Annotated in this window: 22 protein-coding genes; 6 read left to right on the forward strand and 16 right to left on the reverse strand. The window is 71.5% G+C overall.

Features of this window, described 5'->3' with window-relative positions:
- Nucleotides 1-32: 32 nt before the first annotated feature.
- Nucleotides 33-2,354 (reverse strand): glycosyltransferase, encoded by a 2,322-nt coding sequence (locus tag ACIOHP_RS01810; protein WP_401882374.1) that lies wholly within the window; start codon nucleotides 2,352-2,354, stop codon nucleotides 33-35.
- Nucleotides 2,351-3,814, reverse strand: coding sequence for a glycosyltransferase family 29 protein (locus ACIOHP_RS01815; RefSeq protein WP_401882376.1), 1,464 nt, complete (start codon nucleotides 3,812-3,814; stop codon nucleotides 2,351-2,353). The genes ACIOHP_RS01810 and ACIOHP_RS01815 overlap by 4 nt, the downstream gene beginning before the upstream one ends.
- Nucleotides 3,815-4,033: 219 nt before the next feature.
- On the opposite strand from ACIOHP_RS01815, the gene ACIOHP_RS01820 reads away from it, so the two are divergent.
- Both ACIOHP_RS01820 and ACIOHP_RS01825 read left to right on the forward strand, forming a co-directional pair.
- On the forward strand, nucleotides 4,034-5,152 hold the full coding sequence (locus ACIOHP_RS01820; protein WP_401882379.1) for an acyltransferase family protein: 1,119 nt from the start codon (nucleotides 4,034-4,036) through the stop codon (nucleotides 5,150-5,152).
- A 64-nt stretch (nucleotides 5,153-5,216) separates the two neighbouring features.
- Nucleotides 5,217-6,104 (forward strand): class I SAM-dependent methyltransferase, encoded by an 888-nt coding sequence (locus tag ACIOHP_RS01825; protein WP_401882382.1) that lies wholly within the window; start codon nucleotides 5,217-5,219, stop codon nucleotides 6,102-6,104.
- A gap of 50 nt (nucleotides 6,105-6,154) precedes the next feature.
- Here the strand turns inward: ACIOHP_RS01825 and ACIOHP_RS01830 are convergent, their stop codons facing one another.
- Nucleotides 6,155-6,796, reverse strand: coding sequence for a TetR/AcrR family transcriptional regulator C-terminal domain-containing protein (locus tag ACIOHP_RS01830; protein WP_401882385.1), 642 nt, complete (start codon nucleotides 6,794-6,796; stop codon nucleotides 6,155-6,157).
- A gap of 85 nt (nucleotides 6,797-6,881) precedes the next feature.
- Here ACIOHP_RS01830 and ACIOHP_RS01835 point away from each other — a divergent pair, with 85 nt between their 5' ends.
- Nucleotides 6,882-8,285 (forward strand): FAD-dependent oxidoreductase, encoded by a 1,404-nt coding sequence (locus tag ACIOHP_RS01835; RefSeq protein WP_401883113.1) that lies wholly within the window; start codon nucleotides 6,882-6,884, stop codon nucleotides 8,283-8,285.
- A 47-nt stretch (nucleotides 8,286-8,332) separates the two neighbouring features.
- On the opposite strand, the gene leuE is transcribed toward ACIOHP_RS01835, so the two are convergent.
- Complete coding sequence (gene leuE / locus ACIOHP_RS01840) at nucleotides 8,333-8,977, reverse strand: leucine efflux protein LeuE (protein ID WP_401882388.1); 645 nt, start codon at nucleotides 8,975-8,977, stop codon at nucleotides 8,333-8,335.
- An 18-nt stretch (nucleotides 8,978-8,995) separates the two neighbouring features.
- Complete coding sequence (locus ACIOHP_RS01845) at nucleotides 8,996-10,576, reverse strand: methylmalonyl-CoA mutase (protein WP_401882391.1); 1,581 nt, start codon at nucleotides 10,574-10,576, stop codon at nucleotides 8,996-8,998.
- A 124-nt stretch (nucleotides 10,577-10,700) separates the two neighbouring features.
- Here ACIOHP_RS01845 and ACIOHP_RS01850 point away from each other — a divergent pair, with 124 nt between their 5' ends.
- Nucleotides 10,701-11,522: a L,D-transpeptidase family protein gene (locus tag ACIOHP_RS01850; protein ID WP_401882394.1), complete on the forward strand. Its 822-nt coding sequence runs from the start codon at nucleotides 10,701-10,703 to the stop codon at nucleotides 11,520-11,522.
- Between the two features lie 189 nt (nucleotides 11,523-11,711).
- On the opposite strand, the gene ACIOHP_RS01855 is transcribed toward ACIOHP_RS01850, so the two are convergent.
- From ACIOHP_RS01855 to ACIOHP_RS01880, 6 genes are all read right to left on the reverse strand, one after another.
- The gene (locus ACIOHP_RS01855; protein ID WP_361548323.1) at nucleotides 11,712-12,725 is read right to left on the reverse strand and encodes a hypothetical protein; all 1,014 of its coding nucleotides are present in this window, start codon (nucleotides 12,723-12,725) and stop codon (nucleotides 11,712-11,714) included.
- Entirely contained in the window at nucleotides 12,725-13,387 is a 663-nt protein-coding gene (locus ACIOHP_RS01860; protein ID WP_361548320.1) for an RNA polymerase sigma factor, read from the reverse strand. Before ACIOHP_RS01860 ends, ACIOHP_RS01855 begins: the two co-directional genes overlap by 1 nt.
- A 296-nt stretch (nucleotides 13,388-13,683) precedes the next feature.
- Nucleotides 13,684-14,391, reverse strand: coding sequence for a hypothetical protein (locus tag ACIOHP_RS01865; protein WP_401882398.1), 708 nt, complete (start codon nucleotides 14,389-14,391; stop codon nucleotides 13,684-13,686).
- 51 nt (nucleotides 14,392-14,442) lie between these two features.
- Nucleotides 14,443-15,060 (reverse strand): RNA polymerase sigma factor, encoded by a 618-nt coding sequence (locus ACIOHP_RS01870; RefSeq protein ID WP_361548314.1) that lies wholly within the window; start codon nucleotides 15,058-15,060, stop codon nucleotides 14,443-14,445.
- A gap of 181 nt (nucleotides 15,061-15,241) precedes the next feature.
- Nucleotides 15,242-16,462, reverse strand: coding sequence for a DUF4241 domain-containing protein (locus ACIOHP_RS01875; RefSeq protein WP_401882401.1), 1,221 nt, complete (start codon nucleotides 16,460-16,462; stop codon nucleotides 15,242-15,244).
- Complete coding sequence (locus tag ACIOHP_RS01880) at nucleotides 16,459-16,893, reverse strand: hypothetical protein (protein WP_307026764.1); 435 nt, start codon at nucleotides 16,891-16,893, stop codon at nucleotides 16,459-16,461. The genes ACIOHP_RS01875 and ACIOHP_RS01880 overlap by 4 nt, the downstream gene beginning before the upstream one ends.
- Nucleotides 16,894-17,136: 243 nt before the next feature.
- Here ACIOHP_RS01880 and ACIOHP_RS01885 point away from each other — a divergent pair, with 243 nt between their 5' ends.
- Nucleotides 17,137-19,800 (forward strand): N-acetylmuramoyl-L-alanine amidase, encoded by a 2,664-nt coding sequence (locus ACIOHP_RS01885; protein WP_401882405.1) that lies wholly within the window; start codon nucleotides 17,137-17,139, stop codon nucleotides 19,798-19,800.
- Nucleotides 19,801-19,887: 87 nt separating this feature from the next.
- Here the strand turns inward: ACIOHP_RS01885 and ACIOHP_RS01890 are convergent, their stop codons facing one another.
- On the reverse strand, nucleotides 19,888-20,235 hold the full coding sequence (locus tag ACIOHP_RS01890) for a hypothetical protein (RefSeq protein ID WP_401883116.1): 348 nt from the start codon (nucleotides 20,233-20,235) through the stop codon (nucleotides 19,888-19,890).
- Nucleotides 20,236-20,459: 224 nt separating this feature from the next.
- Between ACIOHP_RS01890 and ACIOHP_RS01895 the strand changes: the two genes are divergently transcribed.
- A complete protein-coding gene (locus ACIOHP_RS01895; protein WP_361480615.1) occupies nucleotides 20,460-20,945 on the forward strand; it encodes a DUF1877 family protein in 486 nt (161 codons plus the stop codon).
- A gap of 92 nt (nucleotides 20,946-21,037) precedes the next feature.
- On the opposite strand, the gene ACIOHP_RS01900 is transcribed toward ACIOHP_RS01895, so the two are convergent.
- The 4 genes from ACIOHP_RS01900 to ACIOHP_RS01915 form a co-directional block, all read right to left on the reverse strand.
- On the reverse strand, nucleotides 21,038-21,586 hold the full coding sequence (locus tag ACIOHP_RS01900) for a hypothetical protein (RefSeq protein WP_361548302.1): 549 nt from the start codon (nucleotides 21,584-21,586) through the stop codon (nucleotides 21,038-21,040).
- Between the two features lie 74 nt (nucleotides 21,587-21,660).
- Complete coding sequence (locus tag ACIOHP_RS01905) at nucleotides 21,661-22,164, reverse strand: hypothetical protein (RefSeq protein WP_401882408.1); 504 nt, start codon at nucleotides 22,162-22,164, stop codon at nucleotides 21,661-21,663.
- A gap of 649 nt (nucleotides 22,165-22,813) precedes the next feature.
- Nucleotides 22,814-23,500, reverse strand: a complete 687-nt coding sequence (locus ACIOHP_RS01910; RefSeq protein ID WP_401882411.1) for a DUF4328 domain-containing protein — start codon at nucleotides 23,498-23,500, stop codon at nucleotides 22,814-22,816.
- A gap of 118 nt (nucleotides 23,501-23,618) precedes the next feature.
- Nucleotides 23,619-25,241, reverse strand: coding sequence for a glycoside hydrolase family 20 protein (locus tag ACIOHP_RS01915; RefSeq protein ID WP_401882414.1), 1,623 nt, complete (start codon nucleotides 25,239-25,241; stop codon nucleotides 23,619-23,621).
- Nucleotides 25,242-25,438 lie beyond the last annotated feature (197 nt).

A 25,438-nucleotide genomic window follows, 5' to 3' on the forward strand; every position in this document is an offset into this window, starting at 1 on the left:
GGGCCCCCTGTGCCGTGGGGGCCCGCCGTCTCTCAACTCCCCAGGATCACCCGGAGGTCGGCCGCGTTGGCCTCGGTGACCTTCCACAGCTCCTGCTGGCGGCCGTGGACGTCGGCGACCGTCTTGGCGTGGTCGGCGAGCAGGTCGCTCGCGCGCTCGACCAGCCGGGCCGCGAGATGGCGGTCGTGGACCGAGACGCCCCACTCCGGGCGCTCGATGTCCCGCAGGAAGTACGCCATCTTCGGGTGCGAGATCAGACTGATGACGGGCGTGCCGACGCCGAACGGGATCATCCCGGCGTGGCCGCGCATGCCGATCACCAGCTTGGTGCGGGCGTACAGCTCGCGGATCTGGTCGTTCTCGAAGTCGTACATCGGAATCACCGGCAGCGAGATGCCGTGTTCGCGGCGCAGATCGAAGGCGATCTTCTCGTCGTCGAGCGAGTGCGCCACGCACTGCACCTCGGCGAGCTGACCCAAGTCCCGCACAGCCTGCGCCATTTGGGCCAGGAAGTAGCCGTAGTCATGGCCGAAGCGCAGCCCCGCGCGGTCGTACGCCGCGTTGACGAGGATCGTGTTCTCGCGCTGCACCGGGTCCTGCCAGCCCGCGACCAGCTGGCGCATGACCGTGGTGGGGCAGGGCTGGAAGCGGACCTTGTCGTGCAGGCGCGACGGCAGCATCGCGCGGACCTTCTCGATCGAGCCGTGGTTGCGCAGACCGAAGAAGGAGGACCGCTCGACCAGTTGGAGGAGCGAGTCGCGGAAGCGGTTCGCCCGGTACGACTGGCCGTCGAAGGCGTTGAAGCCCACGGCGAAGACCGCGATCGGCACGTCGATGCGGTTCAGGAGCTCGTCCGGGACGTTCCACTGCCAGGCGCTGTTGCCGTTGGGCATGGTGTCCGGGATGAAGAGCCCGCCGCCGCCGATGACCAGGCCCCGGCGGGCGTTGACCCGCTCCAGCGCGGCCTCGTCGAAGAGGCGGTGGGCGTGGACCGAGTGCCAGCGCCGCGAGGTGACGTCGGGGTCGAAGGCGAGCCGGACGGTCTCCGGGAGGAGCTTGTCGCCCGCGTTGCCCTGCCGGTCCATGTAGAAGGCGACGTGGGCGAGCTGGTCCTCCGCGCTGCCCCGCTCCTGCGAGGGGACGGCGCCCGCGCGCTGCGCCCACAGCCGGCTGGAGCGGTGGGTCGGGTCGACGGTGATACCGGCGGTGGCGTACCGCAGGGACTCCGTGTTGTCGCCGTGCACCCACGCCATCTGGGCCAGTCGGGCGTACGCGGTGGCGGCCCGGTTGGGGGCGGCGGTGGCCAGCAGCAGCTGGGCCTTGGCCTCCTCGTAGCGGGAGACGCTCATCAGGGCGTGGCCGAGGACCTCGTGCGGCCAGGCCTCGTCGAGCGGGATCCGGACGCCGGACAGCACGTCGACGGCGTCCTGATAGTCGCCGTTCGCGATGTGCGCGGCGGCGACCTTGCGGGCCACCTCGACGTCGCCGGTGCGCCGGACGTGCGGGGTGCCGAAGTGGACGACCAGGTCGTGGTGGAGGCCGCCGCTCGAGGCGAGGTAGGCGCTCTGGAAGTCGGCGTCCGACAGCTCGAACTCGCGCCAGCGCTCCTCCGCCTGGCTGTACCCGGCCTCGCCGCCCTGCCAGGGCTTGTGGCGGCCGGTGAAGTGCAGGATCGCGGTGTCCTCGGGGACCGGCAGGTCTCCGGACAGCCGCCGCTTGACGAAGTTGTAGCGCGGGTCCAGGCGCACGAAGTCGCCGTCGAGGACGGCGTTGAGGATGCCCTGGTCGTGCTTGTCGAGCTCGTAGTCGCCGCTGCGGCCGCACCGGTCGAGCCGGGCGCAGAACTCGTCGCTCAGATAATCGCGCTGGATGACCAGAAGCCCCGAGTTGAGCTTGTGCTGCCCGTAGAAGAACTGCGGGACGGCCGCCAGCCCCTCGCGCAGCTTCAGGAGTTCACTCAGGTCACTCAGGACCACCATGTCGGTGTCGAGGGTGATGATCGTGTCGTACTCGCGGATCCTGAACACGTCGAGGATGAAGTACGCCTTGCGGACCAGGTAGTTGTCCTGGTCGCCCTTCTTGTACGAGTCGTAGTGCGTGTCGCCCACGCGCCGGAGGACGATCCGCGGGTGCAGGGCGCGGATCTTCGCGATCGAGCCGGGGCGCAGATCGTCGTAGAGGACGACGAAGTCCTCGCACACGCCGGGGTTGGAGAGCGCGAGGCTGCGCAGGAGGGTCAGGAACCCGGGCAGGTAGTTCTCGTCGACGTAGGACGCGAAGGCGATACGGCGCTTGCCGGTGAGGGCGTGGGCGTCGGTGGCGGGGGCCTGTGTCGCAGGCAGGGCAGTGGTCATCGCAGGGAGATCCTCATGTCGGTCACGCTCTGGGCCCGCTGCATGACCCATGCCTTCTCGCTGGTGTACTCGTGCACGGACGTGATCGCGAGCTTCATCGCCTCCTGGACGCGGTAGGCGCCGCTCTCGTAGAAGTCGAAGCCGATCAGGTCGAGGGTCGGGCTGACGTCCAGGAAGTCCAGCAGGTACAGCATGTTGAAGCCGGTGGTCGGAATGCCGGACCAGACGTCGGTGCCGAGCCTGCCGATGTTGCGCACGGGCCAGCGCAGCGACTCGTCGCCGAGGAAGGTCTGGGCGCCGGGGACGAGCCGGTTGCGCAGCGAGTACTTCCAGTCGCCGGAGATGCCGCCGAACACGAGCCGGGTGTCGACCGGTTGGTCCCAGTTGAAGCCGTGCTTGTGGATGGTGGCGTGGATGTCGGTGCGGCTGCCGGTGTGCCTCGGGTCGATCCGGTACGAGTTGAAGCGGACGACGAGGTCGTACGCGTCGATCTCGGCACCCATCGAACTGGCGCCGACCCGGCCGGAGTTGGCGATCAGGCAGATCGACTTGCCGGCGATCCGGTTGCGGAACTCGCCGAGGCTGATCCACTGCACTCCGCCGACGGTGGGGTCGGCGACGGGGCCGCGCATCCGGTTGCGGCGCTGCTCGGCGTAGAGGGCGAGGGCCTCGGTGAGGGAGGCGAGGTCCGTCGACTCGGTGGTGCGCAAGTCCAGGTACTGGCTGAGGAGTTCCTGCCGGTCGGCGACCGGGGCTTCCTCGGCGGCCAGCGTGAGGAGCGCTCCCACGAGGCGCGGTTCGGCCTCGGTCCAGTCCCCTACCGCGTGGGCGGCCAGGCCCTCGGCCCAGACGTCGGTGGCGGCACGGCGGGTGAACTCCGCGGCGCGCGGACTCTGCCGCTTCAGCAGCGCCAGCAGCTCCCGCTCCTTGTCGGCCGCGACGCGCAGACCGGCGATCTTGGCGCGGACGCCGAAGCCGTCGTCGTCGGTGAGGGCGAGGTACTTCTCGTACGCCTCGACGGCCTCGGTCTCCTCGCCGAGGGCCTCCAGGAGCCGGGCGCGCAGCCGCCATCCGGCGCGGGAGTTCTTGCGCTGGGCGAGGACGGTGTCGCTGATGACGAGGGCGAGGTCCAGCTCGTCGTCGTAGCCGCACTCGAGCGCCTTGTTGGCGACGGCGAGCAGCGCGTCGAGGAGCTCGCCCGGGATGGCGGAGGCCGGGGTGGCGGCGCCCTTGACGGCCCGCTTGAGCAGCGCGGTGGCGCCGCCGGCCGGGGCGGGCACGGGGGCGGAGGTGGCCGTCGTGCCCCACACCACGAGCAGCTTGCGCAGCTGCTCCGCGAGTTCGACGCGGCGCCGGTCGATGCTGCCGACGACCTTTCCGCTGTGCACCGCGCAGGCGCGCAGGCAGTCGTCCAGCTCCCCTCCACGCGCCCGTGCACGTCTCTTCTGGACCGTCGTCATGGCACTCCTGTTTGTCTTCTTACCAAAGCTCAGACGAGTTCTTGGGCTTTACCGCTTGTGTGGGGGGATTCTGAGGGAATTTAGGAAGCCAAAACGACATCCAGGTGAACTCACCGGGACCGTGCGGCCAATCGTTGGATCGCCGGCCAAGACATCCCTGTGATTCGGACTAATGTGCCTGTGTGTACCCGTAGGAACAGCTGTATCGAGGGGATATCCGTGACCACGACGACGGTCCGCCAGGTGATCGAGACACCCCGGCGGCCGGACCGGACGGCCCCCCGTGAGACCCGTCTGCGGGCCCTGGACGGACTGCGTCTGGTGGCCGCGCTGATGGTGGCGGCCTACCACTACGGCGGCCGGGGCGGCGAGGTCACGACGGCCTGGGGAAGTTCCCCGAAAGACCAGTTCCCGACGCTGAGCGGGTATTTCGCATACGGCTGTCTCGGCGTACAGGTCTTTTTCGTGATCAGCGGATTCGTGATCTGCATGAGCGGCTGGGGCAGACCGCTGAAGTCGTTCTTCGCGTCCCGCGCGTCCCGGCTGCTGCCCGCGTACTGGGTGGCGGTCGTGCTCGTCACGGCGGTGTTCGCGTTGCCGATGGTCGCCTTCAAGGCGGTGGCGCCGAGCGACGCCCTGGTCAACATGACGATGCTTCAGCAGCCCTTGGGCGTCGACCGGGTGCTGGGCGTGTGCTGGACGCTGTGGGCGGAGGTCCGCTTCTACGCCCTGTTCGCCCTGTGCGTGGTCCTGCCCGGAGCCTCCCGGCGCCGGGTGATCATGTTCTGTGCGGGCTGGACGCTCGCCGCGGCGATCGCGCAGGCCGCCAAGGAGCCGCTGCTCGACATCGTGCTGATGCCCGAGTACGCCCCCTTCTTCATCGGCGGTGTCGGTCTCTACCTCGTCCACCGCGACCGGCGGGACGTCTACGCGTGGGGCATCGTCGCCGTCAGCTTCCTGATCGGCCAGCACTACGCGGTCCGCAGCCTGTGGAACGCGGCCGACCCGAACGCCTTCGCACACCGCACCACCCTCGGCATCGTCCTCGTCGTCGCCTTCGGTTTCCTCGCCGTCACCGCGATCGCGCTGGGATGGCTGAACCGGGTGAACTGGCGCTGGCTGACGGTGGCCGGGGCGCTGACGTACCCCTTCTACCTGGTCCACGAGCACCTCGGCTGGGTGGTGATCCACGGGCTGCACATCGGGCTGGGGCTGCCGTCGGCGCAGACGTTCGCGCTGACGGTCGCCTCGATGCTGCTGCTGGCCTGGCTGATGAACCGGTACGTCGAGAAGCCGCTGACCCCGAAGCTGCGTTCGGCCTTGGCCAAGGCTCGCTGAGCTTGTTCACCGGACGTTCAGCGCGGGGAAAGCTGGGGCGGGCTCCAGCGAGCAGACATGCTCCATGGCCAACGCACAGCAGACGTACACGTACCCCGGTGAACTAGGCGACGTACCCGGCTGGTTCCCTCCTCTCGACCAGGTCCTGTTCACCTGGTTCCTCGACCGGCAGCGGACGCGGGGCTTCGCCGGCGACCTCCTGGAGCTCGGCGCCTACATGGGCAAGAGCGCGATCCTGCTCGGCCGGCACCTTGAGGAGGGCGAGCGGTTCACGGTCTGCGACCTCTTCGGCGGGGACGCCCCGGACGGGGCGAACAAGGCCGAGACCGCGAAGTCGTACGCCTCCCTCACCCGGCAGGCCTTCGAGCGGAACTACCTCTCCTTCCACGACACCCTCCCGAGGGTGATCGAGGCGCCGAGCTCGGTGATCTCCTCCGAGGTCGCGGCGGAGAGCTGCCGGTTCGTCCACATCGACGCCTCGCATCTGTACGAGCATGTCCGCGACGACATCGGTGCGGCTCGGGAGATCCTGCTGCCGGAGGGTGTGGTGGTCCTCGACGACTTCCGGTCCGAGCACACGCCGGGGGTGTCGGTGGCGGCGTGGGAGGCGGTGCTGAACCGTGGGTTGCGGCCGATCTGTCTCAGTACGCAGAAGCTGTACGGGACGTGGGGTGATCCGTCGGCGGTGCAGGAGGAGTTGCTGGAGATGCTGCGGGGGCGGGCGGACTGCGGGGTGAGTGTGCAGCATGCGGCGGGGCACCGGTTGGTCCGGGCTCGCTCCGCGGGGGTGCGGGGGCCGGAGTTTCCCAAGTCGCGGCATTACGTGGAACCGGTGGTGGAGGTGGTTCCGGCGCCGAAGCCCCGACGCTCTCCGGCCAGGCGTATCGCCGTGGATCTGCTGCCGCCGGTCATTACGCGGGCCGTGCGGAAGGCTATGACGAACCGCGCCTGAGTGGTCTGCCGCGGGGTCGTTGTGGCTGGTCGCGCAGCTCCCCGCGCCCCTTAGGGGGCGCTCTCGATGCCCTTGATGATCAGGACCAGCCCCTCCTCGAAGTGCCTTTCGTAATCCGCGAAGATCTCCGCGCCCGCCGCGGCCGACAAGGGGAAGTCGGCCATCCGGCGGGCGCGTTCGTCGATGTCGTAGCCCTCGCGGCGTTCGCCCGGCAGCGGCTCGACGCCCTGTTCCTCGATGACGAAACCGAGGGTGTAGAGGTACATCGTCGAATAGGCCCTGACCGCCTGGGCGAGGGTGAAGCCCGCGGACATGAACAGGCGCAGGTTGTCCTCCATCGCCTCCACGTGCACGAGGCTCGTGAAGCGTGAGCCGCTGAAGACCCTCGCGCCGTCGCGGTAACCGAGCAGGGCGGCACGCAGCCCGCGATTGGACTTCAGCAGCCGCTCCTGCCAGGTGTCGCCGGCGTCGAGTGCGGTGCCGGCGAGCATGCGCCGGAACATCTCCGTCGCCATCTCGTCGAGCAGTGCCTGCTTGTCCTTGAAGTGCCAGTACAGGGCGGGTGCCTTGACGTCGAGTTCCTTGGCGATGGCACGCAGGGTCAGCCCGTCCAGGCCCACCTCGTTCAGGAGCTTCAGGGCGGTGGCCGCGACCCGGGTGCGGTCGAGGGGCGCGCGTCGTTCCGTAGTCACGCTTGACAGCTTAACGGCGTTAAGGGCACGCTGATGACCGACGGCACTTAACAGCGTTAAGGAGAGTGGTCACATGCATACCGATATGCACACCGATGTACTGATCGTGGGCGCGGGCCCGACCGGCCTCGCCCTCGGGATCGACCTGGCCCGGCGCGGGGTGGACGCGCTGGTGGTGGAGAAGGCCGGGAAGCTCTTCCCCGGCTCGCGGGGCAAGGGCATCCAGCCGCGCACCATGGAGGTCTTCGACGACCTCGGCGTCCTGGACGCGATCCACGCCGCGGGCGGCAGTTACCCGGTCGGGATGGTCTGGCAGGACGGGAAGCAGGTCGGCGAGCACCAGATGTTCGACCCGGCCGAGGCGACGGAGGACTCCCCGTACAACGCGCCGTGGATGGTGCCGCAGTGGCGGACCCAGCAGATCCTGGCGGCGCGGCTGACGGAGCTCGGCGGCGAGGTCGCCTTCGGACGCGAGCTGACCGGTCTCACCCAGGCCGAGGAAGGAGTGACGGCCCGCTTCACGGACGGCGAGGACATCCGGGCCCGGTATCTGGTGGCGGCGGACGGCGGCCGCTCGGCGGTGCGGCGTGCGCTCGGCATCGGGATGACGGGCGAGACGGTGGACCCGCAGCCGATGCTGGTGGCGGACGTACGCCTGACCGGCCTGGACCGCGACTACTGGCATGTCTTCCCGCCGAGCGGGGAGGGCGACGGCTTCCTGGCGATCTGCCCGCTCGCGGGCACGGAGGACTTCCAGGTGGCGGCCCAGTTCCCGGCGGACACCGCGGTGGACGTGTCACCGGACGGGGTCCGCAAGGTGGTCGCCGCCCGCTCCCACCTCGACCCCTCGGATGTGACGGAGGTGCGCTGGGCCTCGGACTTCCGCCCCCGCATGGCCCTCGCGGACCGCTTCCGCTCGGGCAGGGTCTTCCTCGCCGGAGACGCGGCCCACATCCACTCCCCGGCGGGCGGCCAGGGCCTCAACACCAGCGTCCAGGACGCCTACAACCTGGGCTGGAAGCTGGGCGCGGTACTGCGGGGCGGCGCCTCGGCGACGCTGCTGGCCACCTACGAGGAGGAGCGGCGCCCCATCGCCGCGGACATGCTCGGCCTGTCGGCGAGCGTCCACCGCGGGGAGACCCGGCGCGGTGACGCGACCCGTCAGCTGGGGCTGGGGTACCGGGACTCCTCCCTCACCCGGGAGACGAGGGCCACGGCGACCGGGGTACGGGCGGGCGACCGCGCACCGGACGGGCTGCTGGGCGGGACCCGGCTCTTCGACGCGTTCCGGGGACCGCACTGGACGCTGGTGGCAGTGGGCACGGAGGCGCCCGCCGAGCTGCCGGATTCGGTGCGAGTCGTACAGGGGGAAGCGCAGACGTCGTACGGAACGGGCCTGTTCCTGGTGAGGCCGGACGGCTATGTGGGTTGGGCGGGAGAGACACCGGGCGGCTTGAAGGAGTACGTCACCACAGTCGGCCTTCTTTAGAGGCGCGGGGAACTGCGCGACCAGCCCCTACCGGCCCGCAGCCGCCATCACGCACTGGCCAGGGACAACTTCACCGCGAACCCGAGAAACAGCGCCCCCGCCGCCGACGTCACCCCCGCCGACAACCGCCTCCGGCGACGGAACGCGTCCGCCAGCCTCGTCCCGCTGAATATCAGCGCAGTGAGATACAGGAAGCTCGCGAACTGCGCGAGCACACCGAGCACGACGAAGGACAGGGCCGGGTACGCGTACCCGGGGTCGACGAACTGCACGAAGAAGGCGACGAAGAACAGGATCGCCTTGGGGTTGAACAGGCTGATGACCAGGGCACGGCGGTAGGGACGCTCATCGGCGGCACCGGGTTCCGCGACCGCGGCCGCCTCCCCTCGCGCCCGCCACATCCCCCACGCGGCCCGCAGCATCCCGACCGCCAGCCAGGTCAGATATCCGGCGCCGGCGTACTTCACGATCCCGAACAGCACGGCGTTGGCCTGGAGCAGCGAGGCGACCCCCGCGGCCGACAGTGTCATCAGCACGGCGTCCCCGCACCACACCCCGGCCGCCGCCGTGTACCCCGCCCGCACCCCGCGCCGGGCGGCGACGGAGAGCACGTACAGGGAGTTGGGCCCGGGGAGGAGAACGATCAGGACAAGGCCTGCGAGATAGGTGGGGAGGTCGATGACACCGAACATGAAAGCGAGTGTCGCACGCTAGAACGCGTCCGCCGGAACGTATGTCCCCCAGACCTCCCGCAGCGCGTTGCACACCTCGCCGACCGTGGCCCGGGCCCGCAGCGCCTCCTTCATCGGATACAGGACGTTGTCCTCGCCCTCGGCGGCCTTCTTCAGGGCCACCAGGGCCGAGTCCACCGCCCGCTGGTCGCGCTCGGCACGCAGCCGGGCCAGCCGCTCGGCCTGCTGGGCCTCGATGGCCGGGTCGACGCGCAGCGGCTCGTACGGCTCCTCCTCGTCGAGCCGGAAGCGGTTGACGCCCACGACGACCCGCTCGCCCGAGTCCGTCTCCTGCGCGATGCGGTACGCGCTGTGCTCGATCTCGTTCTTCTGGAAGCCGTGCTCGATGGCCGCCACCGCGCCGCCGAGGTCCTCGACCCTGCGCATGAGGCCGAGGGCGGCCGTCTCCACGTCGTCCGTCATCCTCTCGACCACGTACGACCCGGCGAACGGGTCGACCGTCGCCGTCACGTCCGTCTCGTACGCCAGGACCTGCTGTGTCCGCAGGGCCAGCCTCGCCGACTTGTCGGTCGGCAGCGCGATCGCCTCGTCGAAGGAGTTCGTGTGCAGGGACTGCGTGCCGCCCAGAACCGCCGCGAGGCCCTGGACGGCGACCCGGACGAGGTTCACCTCCGGCTGCTGGGCCGTCAGCTGGACCCCGGCGGTCTGGGTGTGGAAGCGCAGCATGAGGGACTTGGGGTTCTCCGCGCCGAACTCGTCCCGCATCACACGGGCCCAGATACGCCTGGCCGCACGGAACTTGGCGACCTCCTCCAGGATCGTCGTACGGGCCACGAAGAAGAAGGAGAGGCGCGGGGCGAAGTCGTCGACGTCCATTCCGGCCGCCACCGCCGTGCGGACGTACTCGATGCCGTCGGCCAGCGTGAAGGCGATCTCCTGCGCGGGCGAGGCCCCGGCCTCCGCCATGTGGTAGCCGGAGATCGAGATGGTGTTCCACTTCGGGATCTCGGTCCGGCAGTACTTGAAGATGTCGGCGATGAGCCGGAGGGAGGGCTTGGGCGGGAAGATGTACGTCCCCCGCGCGATGTACTCCTTCAGCACGTCGTTCTGGATCGTGCCCGTCAGCTGCCGCGCCGGTACGCCCTGTTCCTCCGCCACCAGCTGGTACATCAGCAGCAACAGGGCCGCGGGCGCGTTGATCGTCATCGACGTCGAGACCTGGTCCAGCGGGATCCCGTCGAACAGCACCCGCATGTCGTCGACCGAGTCGATCGCCACACCCACCTTGCCGACCTCGCCGTGCGCGATCGGGGCGTCCGAGTCGTGGCCCATCTGGGTCGGCAGGTCGAAGGCGACCGACAGGCCCGTCGTGCCGTGGGCGATCAGCTGCCGGTAGCGGGCGTTGGACTCCGTCGCCGTACCGAAGCCGGCGTACTGGCGCATGGTCCAGGGGCGGCCCGTGTACATCGACGGGTAGACGCCGCGGGTGAAGGGGTACGCGCCCGGCTCGCCCAGCTTCTCCGCGGGGTCCCAGCCGTCCAGGGCCCCGGGACCGTAGACCGGTTCGATGGGCAGTCCGGACTCCGACTCGCGCGCCATGGTGTGCCGCCTCCCGCTGAGAAATCACTCGCCGGTTCCTCACAACAATGCCGTGCCGTTCGCAACCAGTCATCCGCGGGAAGCCATCTCTGGTGACACCAGTGGTGAGAAGGCGGGGGCGCACATGCGTACAGAGGGCATGAGGAGAGTGATCGCCGCGCTGGTGGCGGTGGCGGCCGTGGGCGGCTGCACCGTGCAGGCGTCCGAGGGCGACGGGAAGGGCCCGGTGCGGGTCGAACTGCCCAAGAGCTCCCCCTCGTCCTCGGCCGGCGCGGAGGACGACAAGCCCGACGCCGAGCCGACGAAGACCCCGCCGAAGGTGCTCCTCTCCCCCGGCGACACCGGCCGGGACGTCCGTGAGCTGCAGGCCCGGCTGCGACAGGTGGCCTGGATCTTCGAGGGGCCGACCGGGACGTACGACGGGACGACCGAGGAGGCCGTCAAGGGGTTCCAGGGCAAGCGCGGTCTGCCGAAGACCGGCGAGACCGACGCCGTCACCTGGCAGCGGCTGCTGAAAATGACGCATGAGCCCGGCAAGTGGGAGCTGTATCTGATGGGCGGGCAGCCGGCCGACAAGCCGGACGCGCGCTGTCTGACCGGCCGGGTGCTGTGCATCAGCAAGTCGAGCCGCACCTTGCGCTGGATGGTGGACGGGCGGACCGTCACCACGGTGCCGGTGCGGTTCGGCTCGGAGTACACACCGACCAGGGAAGGCGTGTTCAGCGTCTACTGGAAGTCGCGCCACCACGTCTCGACGCTCTACGACTCACCGATGCCGTACGCGATGTTCTTCAGCGGCGGCCAGGCGGTGCACTACTCGTCCGACTTCGCGGCCCGGGGTTACGCGGGCGCCTCGCACGGCTGCGTCAACGTACGGGACGAGGCGGTGATCGCGGAGCTGTTCGACGAGGTGCGCGACGGCGACAAGGTCGTCGTGCACTGGTGACCTGTGGGGCGCGGGCGGGACCGGGGGAACGTGTCCCGCCCGCGCCGAGGTGCACGAGCCGTGAGTACGGGGGGAACCCCGGCTCTGTGCGACGGCCGATGACCAGTCGGCTCACTCATCTCAGCGCCACCGCGGCCGAAAATGTCACACCGGTCGCGAAAAAAGTTCAACACCCTGGGGAAGCGCAGGTCACAGGGCGGAGTACGACGGGTTGGGCGACGGTTCGGGAACGGCGGCGGCCCGTTTCGGCTGAAGCGTGGCATCGTCCGACGAGGCCGGCGAGGGGGTGGCGAGGCCGCCGTCCTGGTGGTGGTCGTTGCCGTGGCCGTGGCCGCCGGGGGCCCCGTGGTGGCTCTCGTCGTCACCGCCCGGACCGTCCTGGTCCTTGTCCGAGTCCCTGCGGTCGTCTTCCCGGCCGGCCGGGCCGTCGGAGGTCTTCAGGACGTCGTTGCAGTACTTCCACACGCGTGTGGAGCCGCCGGCCAGCCCTTCCAGGGCGCGTCTGCGGTCGGTGGACAGCCGCCTGCCGTCGCGGATGTCGCGGCAGGCCGACCGGGCCCCGTCCCATGAGGAGCCGAAGTCGCCCGTCCGGCCGTGTCCGTCGGGGTCGGCGCTCGGAGCGCCGCCCGCGTCGTTACGCGGGGTGCCTTGACGGGGGGAGGCGCCGGCGGAGCCGTCGGGCGTCGGCTCGTCCTTCGCGGTGCCGTCCGGCGACGGCGACACCAGCGGACGGTCCGGCGTGACGGCGGCCGACACCGAGGCTCCGGGCCGCGGTTCGTCCTTCCCGAACGGCGTCGGCAGCATTCCGGTCGCGGCCGCGGCGACCACTCCGCCGACCATCCCGAACGCCACCACGGCGGCCAGTCCGACCCGCACGGTCCGCCGCCGGTGACGGGCACCCGGGGCGCGGTGGCCGGGGGCGCCGATGCGGATGAGCCCGGCGTCGGCGGACGGGACGTGGCCGGGGGTGGCGGCAGCCGTCGCGCGGTTCGCGTGCGCCTTGCGGAAGGCGGCCAGGGCGGCGGCCTCGCCGGGGAGTTCGGCGCTGCTCATCGGGGGTTCGACGGAGAGCGTGCCGAGGGTCTTGGCGAGGCGCTCGGCCTCGTCGCGGTCGGCGGGGTCGACAGCGTTGTCCAGTGACTCGCCGCGCAGCAAACGCTCCGCCGTTTCGCGGTCCAGCCACCCGTACTGCTTGTCGGCCATCACATGTCCTTCTGCGTCCGCGGACGCGTATGCGTCACACTCGCGGACGTCACCGCACGAGTGTGCGGTTCTCGCTGGGGCGGGAGCGCGTCGAGCACGCCGTCCGCTTCCGGATCGGCGCCGAGCAGTTCGGCGAGCCGCTTCAGACCCCGGTGCGCGGCGGTCCGTACGGCTCCCGGCCGCTTGCCCAGCGTCTCCGCGGCGGTCTTGGCGTCGAGGCCCACCACCACCCGCAGCACGACGGCCTCGGCCTGGTCCTGCGGAAGACGGGCGATGAGCGAGAGGGTGCTGTCGGTGGCCAGGGCCTCCATGGCCTCGCCCGCGGTGTCGGACTCGCCGGCCTTCCCGGTCAGCTCGGTCTCGTCGCCGCCGATGGCGGGGCGGCGGCCGCGCATACGTATGTGGTCCAGGGCGCGGTTGCGCGCGATACGGGCGGCCCAGCCGCGAAACCGGTCCGCGTCCCCGCTGAACCGCTCGAGGTCCCGGGCGATCTGCAGCCACGCCTCGGAGGCGACGTCCTCGGCGTCCGGGTCGCCGACCAGCGTCCGGACGTATCCGAGCAGCCGTGGGTGCACGGTGCGGTACACAGTCCGGAACGCGGTCTCGTTCCCGTCCTGTGCCGCAAGCACCGCGGCGGTCAGCTCCGCGTCATCCCCCAGCACGCATGGTTCCTCAGTAGATGGTCGCGACCCCGAGGCCGCCTGCGATCGCGGTGGTCTCTCGCTTCCGCGCTCGGCGCGAAAGGCACGTTACGACCTGAAACCGCTGCTCGTCCATGTCCGTACAGGATGCAACTACCTCCGGACGGGGCGGGTACTCCCCGGGTGTGACAGAAAACGCATCCATGGCGCTGTAGGAAGTACGGGTCGCCGCGCGGCCCGTGCCGCGCGACGGCCGGGGCCTCTCCTGTGGGGGGTGGCGGCCCCGGCCGTTGCCTTGGCAGCGGGGCCCTGCCGGGCTACTGCTTCTTCTTGCCGGGCGTGTCGCCGGCGTTCTTCTCGCTCTTGCCGGGCTCGTCCGCCGTCTTGTCCCGCGCCAGCCGGTCGGCGCAGTACCGCGCCACGTTCCCCTCGCCTCCCGCCGCCTCCACGAGCCGCTGCCAGGCCGTGGAGTTCAGTGCGTTGCCGCGGCCCCGCACCTTCTCGTAGGCGCGGCAGTGGGCCTCGGTGTCCTGGGCGGTGACCGGGCGGTCGGGCTGCGCGGAAGGGCTTTCGGTGGCGGGTGCGGTGGTGGCCGGCTGCCGCACGGGGGCCGACGTCCGCGGCCGGGGCGGGTCCTTCTTGTCGGCCTCGGGCGACGAGCCGCCCGTACCGTCCGTGCCGATCGTGGCGAACGCGACGCCACCGAGCGTGAGACTCGCCAGGAACACGGAGAGCGTGGTGCGCAGCGAACGGGACAGCCGGCGCTGTTCCCGGGGCCGCCAGTCGTCCCGGCGGCGGGTGCGGGCCCGGTGCGCCCCGGCGTCGCGGGCGGCCCGGAACGCGGCGACGGCCTGCCGCTCGCCCTCGGCACCGGCGCGGTTCTCGCGCGGGCCGGCGTCCTCGCGCATGGCGGCGGCGAGCAGCGTCTCCAGGCCGTCGGCCCCGTCGGCGCCCGGGGAACCGGTACCGCCAGGGTGCACATGCCGACGGCCGGGGACCCCGCCGCCGCTCCGCCCTTCACCCATGCCCGTTCCCGTCCCTGTCCCTGTCCGGCCTGTCGCCGTCGTCGTCCTTCACTACTTCGACTCCCCCAGCGTCCGGGGATCGTCATCCGTCACACTCTCGACGCCCAGCTGCTGGGCCAGCCGCTTCAGCCCCCGGTAGGCGGCGGTACGCACCGCGCCCGGCCGCTTGCCGAGGACACGGGCGGCGGCGGGACCGTCGAGACCGACGACCACCCGCAGCAGCACGGCCTCCGCCTGATCGCGGGGCAGGCCCCGGACCAGCTCCAGGGCGTGGTCCGTGGAGATGGACTCCAGCGCCTGGTCGTGGGTGCTGTGCGGGCCCGGCAGATCCAGTACGTCCTGCTCCAGCGCCGCCGACCGGGGCCGCACCTTCAGCCGACGCAGATGGTCCAGCGCCCGGTGCCGGCCGATGGTGGCGGTCCAGCCGCGGAAGCCGGCCCCGTCGCCCCTGAACCGGCCGAGGTCGCGGGCGATCTCCAGCCAGGCGTCGGACGCCACGTCCTCGGCGTCGTCGCCGACGATCCCGCGGAGATAGCCGAGCAGACCGGGCTGCACGAGCCGGTACGCGACCGCGAAGGCGGCCTCGTCGCCTTCCTGGGCCCGCGCGACAGCCGCGCCAAGCTCCCCGTCGTACGCCTGCACGCGCCGGGGTTCCCCTCCTCGACCCAAGAACTGTCCTTGTTCGTACCGGTTCGCGGCGGTCCGGCACCGTTCTGCACGACCGCCCCTGCGGGGAGTACCCCCACGGTCAACAGCGCCGGACGCCACAAATGTGTCACTGCGCCCCGCGTGTCGCGGGGACGGCCGTGGACGCGGCGGGCTTCCCCGGTCCACCGCGTCCACAGCCTGGTCAGGTGACGGCCTCCGCCGTGCTCGGCTCCGCCCGGTGCAGGATCAGCATGTCCGCCACGAAACACGTGACCTCGCCCTCCCGGTCCCGGCCCACCCACACCGGGTAGGTGCCGTCGCCCCGGCCGCTCGGGTAGGCGACGAGGTTGGTGCCGTTCGCCGGGTCGTCGACGACCGCGACACCGTGGACGTCCTCCTCCTGCGTACCGGCGACCAGGCCGTCCCAGTACCGGCGCCCGAGGTCGGGGTCGGCGGTGGCGTCGGTGAAGGCGGCCGTACCGGCGTCGACCCCGAAGCCGTAGAACTCGCCCTCGCCCAGCAGCCGTTCGTCCTGCCCGTCGAGCAGCGCGGCCTCCCAGCGCACGGCCGGCCGGCCGGAGACCAGGACACGGGCGGCGACGTACTCCTCGAACCTCGCGGCGGCGCGGGCGATCTGCACCCGGTAACTCCCGGGCGCCACCGTCGCGGTGAACCCGGCGGCCTCGTCGCCCGCCCCGTACGTGGGGTCCTTCGCCACCAGCCGCCCACTGGGCAGCAGCAGCGTCCCCGCCTCGATCGGCTCACGCACGGTGTACTCGCCGTCGGGCGAGGAGAACCGGGTGCCCGGGACGAACAGTTCGGCCAGATGCCGGGGCCGCATCCCTTCGGGCGCCCGCCAGTCGGGCTCGACGGTCCCGCCCCGCGGTACGTCCGTGATCTCCCGCAGCTCGACGCGGTCCGCGCCCTCGATGCCCAGCGGCGCGAACAGCCGCTCCCAGCACCCGAACCCGGGTACCTCGAACCACCGCTGCTCCTCGGGCACCTTGGCGGTCGTGTGCCGCGCGCCACCCTTGTCGCCCTGTGGCTCGACGACCTCGGAGCCCCGCCCGTCCGGCCACAGCGACACCGTGACCCGCCCCGCGTCCGGCGCGAACTCGGGCGCCAGGTCGTCCGGGTAGGCCCACGCACTCCGGCGCCGCAGGAAGAGCCGGTCCGCGTCCAGCTGCCGCAGGTCGACCTCCAGGAAGCGCCGCCCGCGGGCGTCGTACACCGCTATGCCGAGGTAGTTCCGCGCCCGCGCCACCTGCGCGACAACGGCCTCGGCGCTGCCGGTCTGCCGCAGTACGACGGCGTACGGCTGCCCCGCCGCGTCCCGCGCCGCCGCCTCCTCGGGACCGATCGGCCCGAGGACGGACCCGGCGTCCCAGCCCGTGCCGTACGCGACGTCGATGGTCCGGCTCACGCCGCGCTCCTTCGCCGGGCCCGCCCGTGCAGCGTCAGATAGAAGGTCTGCAGGGACTCCTCGGGGCCGCCCGCCTCGAAGCGGTTGAGGACCTTGCCGAGGGGGTTCCAGACCCGGCCGTCGGGCATCCGGACGCCGACCGGCTGACCGAAGTACCCGCGCTGCGCCTCGTCCAGATCGACCCACACCGCGCCCGCCCGGCGCACCAGCACCTCACCGACGTAGGCGCCCAGCGCGAGCAGCGGCCCGCTCACCCGCTCCCGGTCGGCACCCCCCTTGCGCAACCCGTCGACCAGGAAGTCGACGACCCGCAGGCTGGCCACGGAGTAGTCCAGCGGCAGCCGGTTGCGGGCGGTGACCCGGGCGACGAACTCCGCCGCCCGCGCCCGCATCCCGCTCGCGCACGGCACCCGCTCGGCCTGCTTCTCCATGGGCCCCACCCCTTCGTTCGGCTTGCACTCCCCGCTGTCCCAGCGGATGCCGCCCCGGGAACATCACGGGTCACGGGCGTGGCCCTTCCCACACAGATGTCTCACAGGCCCCGTGCAACCTTTTCTTTTCTCGTACGTCGCCGTCACGCAACGCGTGATGTTTGGCCAAAGCTGCGCGCTGTCTGTAGGTGCTGCCCAAGTGGCGGCCGATACGACCGTGTTCATCTTTCAGGGGTGGGATTCTTGAGTCCTCGCAGCAGCCGTGCGTACAGATCGCTCAGCCTCAGAAGACGGGCCTGGCTGACCGCCGGGGCCGTTCTGCTGAGCGGTGCGGGCATCGCCACGTACGCCATGGCCGATCCGGGAGCACAGTCCGACAGCGGGGCCGGGGGCCGTGAGCCGGCCGTCCACACGCTCAGGCTCCAGAGCGAGGGCACGGGCCGCAAGGGGCTCGACCGGCGGGAGACGGACCGGTTCAGCGCGGTCCTCGTCACCTGGGACAACCCCGACGCGAAGTCCCCCGGCACGGCCGAAGTGCGCACCCGGGACGCCGAGTCGGGCACGTGGTCGGGCTGGCAGAAGCTCCAGGACGACCCGAGCCAGGCCGACGGCGCCGAGGGCGAGCGGGCCGCGCTGCGGGGCGGTACGGAGTCGTTGTGGACCGGTGACTCCGACGGTGTCGAGGTGCGGGTCGTGAACGCGGACGGCACGGAGGCGGGCGGGCAGCCGGCCGGGATGGACGTCAGACTCCTCGACCCCGGTACGGATCCCGAGGGCGGCGGGGTGGAGCCGGCGGCGTTCGTGGCGGAGACCCAGACGCCCGTGGCCGTGACGACGAGCACGCCGACGGCGACGGCGACCGACAGCCCCACGGCCGACCCGACGGAGACGGTCACGGAGACGCCGAGCGGCACTCCCTCCGAGTCGGCCTCCCCCTCCGCGTCCCCCTCCCCCACTCCCACCGTCCCGGCCCCGCGTCCCTCCACGGTCGTGAAGCCCCCGGTGATCACCCAGGCCGAGTGGGGCGCGTCCACGGACTACGACGGCACACCCGGATACGGCACCGAGATCAAGGCCGCCGTCATCCACCACACCGGCATGGACAGCGACAACACCCTGTCCTGCGCCGACTCCCGGGCCCGGCTGCGCTCCATCCAGCAGGAGCACTTCGCGCGCGGCTACTACGACATCGGCTACAACTTCGTCGTCGACAAGTGCGGCCAGATCTTCGAGGGCCGCAGCGGCGGCATGGACCTGCCGGTGACCGGCGCGCACGACATCGGGTTCAACACGAACACGGTCGGCATCTCGTACATCGGCAACTACGAGAGCGCCAAGCCGAGCAAGGCCGCGCTCGACGCCATCGCGCGGATCGTGGCGTGGAAGTTCGGGATGTACGGCATCGACCCGACCGGCAAGGTCACCCTGGTCTCCGGCAGCGACGCGGGCGTCGACGGCAACAAGGTCGCCAAGGGCTCCTCGATCACCCTGCCCCGGGTCTTCGGGCACCGGGACACCAACGCCACGGCATGCCCGGGCGCCAACCTCTACTCGAAGCTGTCGAGGATCGCCACGCTCGCGAAGACGGCGGGCATCTCGCACGCCCTCCCCACCTCCGACTACAACCGGGACGGTGTCACCGACCTGGTCGCGGGCGTACCGAAGGCGAACGCGGTGAAGGTGATCCCGGGCAGTGTCGACGGACCCGTCACGGCGTCGAAGGTGACCCTCACCCAGAACAGCGCGGGCGTCCCCGGTTCCTCCGAGACCGGTGACGCCTTCGGCGCCTCGACCGCCTGGGGCGACGTCAACGGCGACGGCTACGCCGACCTCGCCGTCGGCTCCCCCGGCGAGGACGACACCAGCGGCAACGCCGACCGGGGCAACGTCACGGTGATGTACGGACCGGCGCTGAACACCGGCTTCTCGTACACCACTTCGGGCGTCACGGCGGCCGGTGCCAAGCTCGGTTCGACGGTCGCCGTCGGGGACTTCGACGGCGACGGCAAGGCCGACGTCTTCTCGGCGGGCGCCGGCAAGGGCGGCAACTGGAACGCGCGGCTGGGCGCCGGAAAGTACACGTACGGCACGCTCACCTCGGCCACCGGCGCGGTCGCCTACCTGGACGCCGCGACCGGCGACTTCAACCGGGACGGCTACGCGGACGTCGCCCTCAACTACCGCGACAGCGGCGGCGTCGGCCGCGTGGTCCGCTTCGCGGGCTCGGCGACCGGGCTGACCAGGGCCGGTGTGATCTCCGTCAAGGGCGGCCGGTCCATCGCCGCCGGTGATGTCAACGGCAACGGCTACGACGACATCGTCATCGGCCAGCCGGTCGCCTCCGAGTCCGGCGGGGTGTCGGGCGGCCAGATCACGATGGTGCCGGGCACGTCGACCGGCTTCACGACCACGGGCATGACGGTGATCCACCAGGACACGGCGTCCGTCCCCGGCGGCAACGAGTCCGGCGACGCGCTCGGCAGCTCGGTCTCCGTCAGCGACTACGACGCCGACGGCTACGCGGACGTCCTCGCGGGCGCCCCGGGCGAGGACCTGGTCCGCGACGGGGTGAACCGCACCAACGCGGGCAACGCGATCCTGGTCAGGGGCACGACGTCGGGGCTCACGGGCGCCGGCTCGGTGGCGGTCTCGCAGGACACCGCGGGCGTCCCCGGGTCCACGGAGACCGACGACCGCTTCGGCTCCTCGGTCTCCCTGACCGACCTCTCCGGCTACGGCCGCGCCGACCTCACCTTCGGCGCCGACGACGAGGACACCGGCGACGGCATCCTCCTGCACCTGCCGAGCAACGGCACGGGCCTCGGGTACGCGGACGCGGTGATCTACAGCAAGACCACGCTGGCGACACCGACGGACGCACGGCTGGGCCAGGTGCTGGCGCCGTAGGGCACCGGAACCACCCGAACGACGGCCGGGGTCCCGCCCACTGCCCGGGGCCCCGGCCGTCTCAGGAAACCGCTGGGGAACCGGCCCTCACGGCCGGGCGGCACCCGTCGCGTCCCGGCACAGCAGCCGCAGCGACCCGTGCCCGGCGAAACACCGCCGGGCCTCGTCCATCGGATCCCACAGCAGCCCGTCGGGCGTACGGATCCAGTGGTCACCCCCGCTCGTCCACCACTCGGCACCGGACTGACGGGCGATCACCTCACCCGCGTACGCGCCGAATCCGCGGAGCACCGCCTCGACGGCGTCGTACGGCGTGTCCTCGCGCCGCAGATCCTCGACCATCCGGTCGACGCGCCACAGACTCTGCGCCGAGTAGTCGAGCCGCACCCGCGCGCCCTCGCGCATCGTCGCCACCGCGTCCGCCGCCCACCGCATCGGCTTCGCCGCCGCCGGGGGCCTGGTCACCTGCTGTGTCGTCACATGGGTCGTCACATCCCCAAGAGCGTGCGGGGCGGCCGGTTCGTCACCCGCTTTCGGCCCGATCCCCGATACCGGCGCAGGACCGCCCCACCTCCGCCCCACGACGGGCACAGTCCGCTCTCAAGTGCGCGTTTTGCCCGGGAGTGACGGTTCGCCGTCCCCGTGCGCTCCTGTCACTGATGAGCATGTACTTCCACTTCCGCGCCATTCCGCCCGCCGCACTGCGCAACAGCCCGGCCTGGCTGGAGAAGCTCTTCGACGACGACTGGGACGCCGTACGGGGGCGGATCGGCCGCCACCGGGAGGAGGTGCTGGACGGCGGCTACCTCGACCAGGAGCGCCTGTACGCCGACGCCCTGACCGGCGACGGCCCGCACACGCAGGTGGTCACGGGGGGCCGGCCGATAGCGCACCCCGACCCGTCGTCACCGCCGTTCCTGCTGCTCACCGCGGCGCAGACGAACCGCGTCGCCGCCTACCTCGCCACCGCCGACTTCGGGGACCTGTGGCGGAACGCGCGCGTCGACCTGCTGAAGCCCTACGACGGGCAGGACGCGGAGCCGGAACTGCGCGGCGCGTTCGCGGCGGCCCATCGGGATCTCACGGCGTTCTACGGGCAGACGGCGCAGTACGGCGACGCGGTGGTGAAGTGGCTGGTCCTCTGAGCCCCGTTGTGGTCGGGTGGCTGAGTGGCCGGGTGGCCCGGTGGCCGAGTGTCCCGGTGGCCGAGTGGCCGACCCACTCACCCTTCAGGCCGTCAACTCCGCCCCCGGGCCCGTCGTGACACCACCGCCCGCAACACGCGCCGCCCCTCCACCGACACCTCCAGCGCCCGCCGCAACCCCGCCGTGCCGTGCCCGGCGAGTACCTCCAGGACGGTGACCTGGCGGCGCAGTTCGGCGGCGACCAGCGGGGGCATGCCCTCCGTGCGGCCTTCGCGACGGGCGTCGAGCGGGGCGTCGTCGGCGGCGGGGTCGAGGAGCCGGTGGATCTGGAGCGAGGCCACGGAGCAGGCGTCGGCCCACATCCGCACCTCGGCGGCGTCCGGCGTGGCGGGCGCGGCGTCGAGCATCCGGCGGGCGAGCAGGGCGGCCTCGTCCTCGACGGCGTCCTCCCCGCCCCCGAGCTTGCCGCGCGCGACCTCCAGGCCCGCACCCCAGTCGCCGGTGTCGGCGAGACTCGCCCACAGCGGTCTCAGGAGCTCGTCGTCACCGCCCAGCAGGGGTACGCACCGGTCCAAACAAGCCAACCCGCTGGCGGCCAGTCCGCGTTCGTCGGCCTGAGCGATCAGCTCCACCAGACTCATCCACGCCTCCCTCGCCTGCGGTTTCCCTGACGGAGCCCGCACTTCCCCTTACTGCGTGCGACGGCGCCGGAGTGTCACAGGGGCACCACGGCGAGTCGGTCGAGCAGCCGGAAGAACAGGTTTTCGGCCAACGGGTCGGGGTCCGCGGTCAGCACCTCCACCACCGCCTCGGCCTCGACGGCGTGCCCGGCCTCCTCGGCCCAGGAGACGGCCCGTTCGGCGGCGTCCCGCGGCTCCAGAAAGTAGTCCTCCAGCGTGAGGCCCTCCTTGTCGGCGCCGATGTACTTGGCCATCGCGGCCCGCGCCAGACAGGTCGTCCACGCCCCGCTCTCCGGCCCGGCCGCCTCCACGACCACACAGTCGCTGTCCATCACGTACCCGAAGAGCGCGGGCGCCCCGGTCTCCCGGGCCAGGGAGTTCATGGACCCGACGTCCCCCTCCCCGCTCGGGTACTCCCACACCTGCCATCCCCCGGACGCCTCCGCCCGCAGGGTCAGCCCCTCGGCCCCCGCCAGCGCGTCCAACTCCCCGAGCGGCCGCTCACTGCGGCCCACGACGAAATACCCCCAGTAGCCCATTCCCGGCTCCCCCCGGCGTCTCGGCTGCGGCTCGGGGCCGAATACACCACAGTCGCACGGCAGTTCGCAGCCGTATCGGACAATCCGCCCCATCAGACGTGCACAAGGGCCGACCCATCAGTCGGGAACGGGAGCGGGCCCGTCGCGCGGGAACGGAAGCAGGTCCCTCCGGTCTGGCCGGGACGAAGGCCGATGGCTCAGGTGAGAACGGAAGCGCCCCTCGGGTGGAGGCAGCGGCCGAATCCCCAGGCGGAGACCGGGGCGAGCCCCTCAGACGGCGACTCGGGCCCGCCCCCCGGCAGCGACGAAGGCCCACGCATCAGGCGGAGGCAGCGGCCGATTCACCAGGCCGACACGAGGCGAACCCCTCGGCCGAAGACGCGAACCCGCCCCGGCAACGCGGGAACCGAACCGGTCCCTCGGCCCGGGACAGGAGCCGGCCCGTACAGCCGCCGGTCCCTCAGACGAAGACGGGGGCGGGCCCCCCGGCAGCGACGAAGGCCCACGCATCAGGCGGAGGCAGCGGCCGATCACCAGGCCGACACGAGGCGAACCCCTCGGCCGAAGACGCGAACCCGCCCCGGCAACGCGGGAACCGAACCGGTCCCTCGATCCGGGACAGGGGCCGGCCCGTGCAGCCGCCGGTCCCTCAGGCGAAGACGGGGGCGGGCCCCTGCCGCACCTTCTCGTTCTGCATCCGTGTCAGCCGCAGCACGACGGCGATGGCGAGCGCGGCGGCCACGATGTCGACAACGTCCGCGAACAGCATCTGTCCCGCCGCGTCCTGGATCTCCTCGGCGCTGTCGGCCTTGGTGTACGCGCGGGACGCGGCCCGCCCGGAGAGCAGCGAGACGACCCAGAACGTCCACCAGGTGTTGACGAGCCCGTGCGGCCGGGGTGCGCCCCAGGGGCTGCTGGCGTCCCAGATGTCCAGCGTGATCCGGCGCGGGAACCAGAGGTTGACGATCGGCACGATCCAGCCCCAGATGGCCCAGCTCCGCGTCTTGCTGTGCCCGTCCGGCCGGAACACCTCGGCGTTGACCCGCACCCGGAGGAACCAGCACACGAACAGGACGGCGGTCGTGAGCAGCGCGGCCGTCTGGACGGTGCCGGCGACGGAGTAGAGCCGGTCCGCACGGTCGGCGCGGTCGCCGACCGCCACGCCGCTCGCGAGGTCACCGGTCACGTCGCGCATGACGACGTCCGCCCAGACCGCGAACAGATCGGTGGCGATCACGACGCCGAGCCCCGCGACGGCGGCCCACCCGAGCCCGATCGGCGACCGCAACCAGGCGGTCGGTACGGCGTCGAGCCGGCCCTGCGGATTTTCGATCATGGTGAGGCTGTCCCCCGAGTACTGAGAAAACGGAACGCCGCACCCGGCCCTCCCCAGAGCCTTACGCACGGCAAGCGGAAGATACGGTTCACCGGCGCCGTAAGTCCACTCGTTACGCTCAGCCCAGCCGATCGGCCAGTGCCTTGAAGTCCGTCCAGGACAGAGCCGGTTTCTCCGCGTCCCACAGCTTCTGGACCAGGGCCCTCAGCGGCAGCCGGACTCCGGCCGCGACCTGGTCCTGGGTCTGGGAGTCCGCGAGGTCGCACCAGACCGCGAAGTACCCGCCGCGGATCCGGTCGTCGTACTTCGCCGGGACCGCGAGCGTGCCGCGCACCACCCGGGGCGTCCACAGTTCGTAGATCCGCTGCCCCGTCGGATACACGAAGTTGTTGGGCTGCCCGAGGACGTAGTACAGGAACTCGTCGTTGTAGTTGATCAGTTCGCGCCCGGCGCTCAGATACTCCACGGGCTCTCGCGCCCCGATCTCCTTGCCGGTCCAGTAGGCGACCTGGATGCCGGCGTCGGGCCGCACGGACGTACCCCGGAAGAAGCCGTCGTTCCAGGCCTGCGGGGTCCTGTCGTGGGCGCGCACGGTGTCGGCGCGGTCGTTGAGCCACCCGGTGGTGAGGTCGGCGACGGTCCCGCCGGACCCGTAGGCCTCCTTCGCGGCGGCGGCCAGCTGCGGGTAGGACGCCTCCGGGTCGCTCACCACCAGTGCCTGGTACTCGTCGCCACCGAGGTGCCAGGGCACGCCGGGGAACAGGCCGGCGTACTCGTCGAGCAGATCGTCGACGATCGCGGCGGACGCGTCCTTGGAGATGTCGATCGCGCCACGGGTGGCGACGCCGGAGACGTTGCGCAGTTGCAGTTCGGGGTGCGCGGCGAGCACGGCACCCAGGTGCCCGGGCGAATCGATCTCGGGTACGACGGTGATGTGCCGCTGGGCGGCGAGCTCGACGATCTTCCGCACCTGGGCCTTGGTGAGGTGCTGGGCGGACACGATCTCGGGGTGCGAGTCGGACTCGATCCGGAATCCCTGGTCGTCGGAGAAGTGCAGCTGAAGCTGGTTGAACTTGAGATCGCCCAGCTCCCGGACCCGGTCCTCGATCCAGCCCGCCGTGAAGTGCTTGCGCGCGATGTCGAGGGAGAACCCGCGTACCGCCTTGGCCGGCGCGTCCCGTACGACGCCCTCCGGTGCCGTACCGCCGCCGTGCACCTCCTGCTTGAGAGTCCGGGTCCCGTAGAAGACCCCGGAGTCGGCGGGCCCGCTGATGCTGACCCGCCCGCCGCGCACGGTCATGGTGTACGACTCCGGGCCGTCCGCTCCGCCGTCGTCGAGGGCCAGCCGCAGGTCCCCGGCCCGGTCGTCCTCCCGCTCCCCCGCGTATGTCATGCCCAGCTCACCCGCGACCAGCCGCCCCTCCCCGGCCAGTTCCGCGTCGCTCACCACGACCCGCGCCCCGCGCTGCGGTCGCCAGCCGGGGCCCCGCGCCGGGGTGTGCGCCTGGACCGCGGGAATCGTGCGCGGGCTCCGCGAGAGGGGATAGGAGCGGGTGGGAGACGGACTCGGCGTCTCCCGGGAAGCGCTGGGCGGGGCCGCCGAGGCCCCGACGGACGACGTCGGCCGCGCGGATCCCGCCGGCCCGCCGTCACCGTCGTCCCCGGAAGCCCACAGTCCGAGCCCCACCCCCGCGCCGACGGTCGCGGCCACCGCCGCGACGACGACCACCCGTGTCCTCATCTGCCGTGTCTGCCGTGCCTTCTCCGCCGACGGCCGGCGCCTGTGCTGGCTCACTACGCCAACCTAGACAGGAAGGGTGGCCGGAAGTGTCCACCCGGCGTTCCGAAACTCTGCCGTTCGGGTGAAATTCGGTTGTCCGTCGGACACGTGATGCCCACTCTCGATAACGTAACGCCACACCTCACACAGCTTCCCCT

The sequence above is a fragment of the Streptomyces sp. NPDC087859 genome, from assembly GCF_044742595.1.
Lineage (GTDB): Bacteria > Actinomycetota > Actinomycetes > Streptomycetales > Streptomycetaceae > Streptomyces > Streptomyces canus_F.